Raw genomic sequence first — 2,992 nt, forward strand, 5'->3', positions numbered from 1 at the left:
CCTGCCCGTATCGCCGTCGCTGAACCCGTTGAAGTTCAAGGTGAGCAAAAATTCATTAAGTCCATCCTGTTCGTCCGCATTAAAAAGATCTTGAAAATCCGCTGCTAGGCCCAAGTTGAATTCCCCTTCGCCATCGATCACGAACTTCGCTTCGTCGTAGGCTTTTTGATAGTCTCCAATGGTAAGATAGACCGAAGCCAGAAATCCTGCAGCGGTGGCTTTAGTAGGCAATGAACTGGTCGGCTGGGTATTCGGAAGAAAGGCCTTCGCCTCTTCAAGGTCGGCAATAATATTTTGGTAAACTTCGGCTTCCGGGGTCTTGGCGGCCGTTTTATACTCCTCTGTATTCTCCGGACCTACAGGTTGGTCGAAATACGGAATATCGCCAAAAAAACGTACCAGATGATAATACGTATAAGCCCTGAAAAAATGGGCCTGGGCACGTATGGGGTCTATTTGCTCGGCAGGTACATCTAGCTGTTCGGCCTGTAAAATGGCTTCGTTCGCGCCCGCTACGACTTGATAGGCCTTTGGCCAAAGTTCGGTAATCACACCGTTGTCGGATCCCATGGTAAAGTTGTTGACTTCCCTTCGTCGGGCCGGGGTACCCTGGTCGCCGATGGTCGCCATATCGCTTCTTAACATAATGGCCATAGAGATTTTTCTCCCCCAGTAGGCTTCCGTGGCCATATTGCCGATGGCACCGTTTATTACGGTCTGTACATCTTGAGGGGAATTAAAGAAACCAACCGGCGAAAGAACGCCCTGAGGCTCTTCTTCCAATTCCGAAGAACAGCTTACGAAGAGCAAAGCCAAAAGTAGCCCTATATATTTATAATTTTTCATGGTGTTTTATTTAGAATTTTAAGTTTACTGATAGTGTCAAAGATCGTATATTCGGGTAGCTACCATAATCGAAACCTCTGTTCACATTGCTATTTTGATTTCCCGAGCTTTGATAGGTAGCTTCTGGATCCGTACCCGGAAAGTCAGTAAAAGTTAGTAAATTTTGGGCACTTAGGCCCAGTCTAATGCCCTGCACGCCCAATCTTTGAACCGTGTCATCCGGAAGGTTATACCCCAGTGCCAGGTTTTTAAGGCGTACGTAGCCGCCGTCATAAACAAAGCGTGAATTGATACGTTTTTCCCTTACCTTGGCAGAAGGCACATCGGTCGCTGTGTTCGAGGGCGTCCATGCATTCAATACTTCTGTGGTCGCATTCGATTCCCCGGAGGCTAATTCTAAAAATGTATAACTAAAAATATCACCACCAACGGAAGCCTGAAAGAAAACGTTCAGGTCAAAACCCTTATACCTAAAATTGTTGTTGAAACCGGCGGTCCAATCGGGATTGGGGTCCCCGATAATTTTTCGGTCGTCACCGGTTATCAACCCATCGCTATCGACGTCCGTAAAAAGTTCGTCACCGGCTTCCGCGTCGGAATAGGTAGCAAGACCTGCTGGAAAGTCCCCTCCTTGATAAACGCCTTGATATTCATACCCGAAAAAAACACCCACGGGTTCGCCTTCCCGTAACAAATGCGTTTGGTCCTGTAAAAAGGAACCAGGGGCGGAATCCAAGAATATATCTTGACCTTCTATCAAGGTAACTACCTCGTTTCGGTTACGGGACCAATTAAAATCGGTGGTCCATGAAAAATTGTTCGTAATCACATTTTTAGTGTTCAGGGTAACCTCAAAACCTTCGTTGTTAATTTCACCAACATTCCGCAAAGCGGTCAGGTTAGCCAGACCAAAATATTCGGGTGCCGATGAATCACCTAAAATAAGGTCTTTGGTGTCGATATTATAATAATCCAAGGTCAGGTTGATCCGATTATTTAAAAAGCCGATGTCGATACCATAATTGGTTTGGTAGGAGGACTCCCATTTCAAATCCGGATTCGCCAATTGCCGCGGAACGATCGCACTTACTTGCTCGGTGCCAACAGCGGCATAAATCGATTCGAAGCTGGCAAGGGATTGATAGGGGTCTATAGATGGATTACCCGTAACCCCGTAACTGGCACGAAGTTTTAAATTGGACAATGTTTCATTATCCTTCAAAAAACCTTCATTGGAAATATTCCAACCCACGGCACCCGAAGGGAAAAACGAATATTTGTTGTTTTCCGCAAAGTTGGAAGCTCCGTCCCGTCTAGCCGTAAAGGTCAGCAGGTATCTATCGTCATACTCATAGTTCAATCTTCCGTATTGAGAAACGATGACCTGTTCCGTAAGCGATGATGAAGGTGTCTGAACGTTGGCACCGGCACCAAGATTAAAATAGGAGAGGCTATTGCTGACCAGGTTCTGGGTTTCGGCCCTAAAGCGTTCTGCCCTATTTTTTTGATAGGAAAATCCTAAAAGGGCGGTCAAATTGCTTCTACCGATTTCTTTCGTATAGGTAAGATAGTTCTCTGAAAGAATATTGGTTTCTTTCAAGGATTCCAGACTGGCGATTCCCCCTTGACCTCCAGCGGTGCCGAGTAGGGTGGAAGGCTGAAACCTACCCCGTGTACGGTTGCGGGCATCAAAACCAAAGGTAGTTTTAAAGGTTAGACCTTCGATAAATTCATATTCCGCATAGAAATTGGCCCGGTAATCGTCCGTTTTGGTATCATCGACACTTTCCGTTGCCACGGCAAACGGATTGTCGAACGCGTCACCCACAGGGTTTTGGGTATTGGAGCCATCGGGATTTTGAACCGGGCGATCCGGCGCAAAACGATAGGCCAACGATATAACATCACCGCCACTGGCGCCACCGCTACCCGCTTGGGTAGAAACGCCTTTTTTCGTGCCGCGATTACCATAGGCGTTGAAACCAAGTTTCAATCGCTCGGTTGCCTGAACGTCAATATTACTGAGAAAGGAAAAGCGTTCAAAACCGGAATTGATGACCACCCCTTTTTGGTCGAAATAATTTCCGGAAACATAGTAGTTTATTTTTTCGGAACCCCCTGAAAATGACAGCTGATGGTTCGATAC

Annotated in this window: 2 protein-coding genes; both read right to left on the reverse strand. The window is 46.4% G+C overall.

The window, feature by feature from the left end:
• The coding region (locus ACEW8S_RS17750; RefSeq protein ID WP_373519450.1) for a RagB/SusD family nutrient uptake outer membrane protein at nt 1–846 on the reverse strand (846 nt) is incomplete at its 3' end.
• 10 nt (nt 847–856) lie between these two features.
• The coding region (locus ACEW8S_RS17755; protein WP_373519451.1) for a SusC/RagA family TonB-linked outer membrane protein at nt 857–2,992 on the reverse strand (2,136 nt) is incomplete at its 5' end.

This window comes from Pricia sp., from assembly GCF_041745955.1.
Lineage (GTDB): Bacteria > Bacteroidota > Bacteroidia > Flavobacteriales > Flavobacteriaceae > Pricia.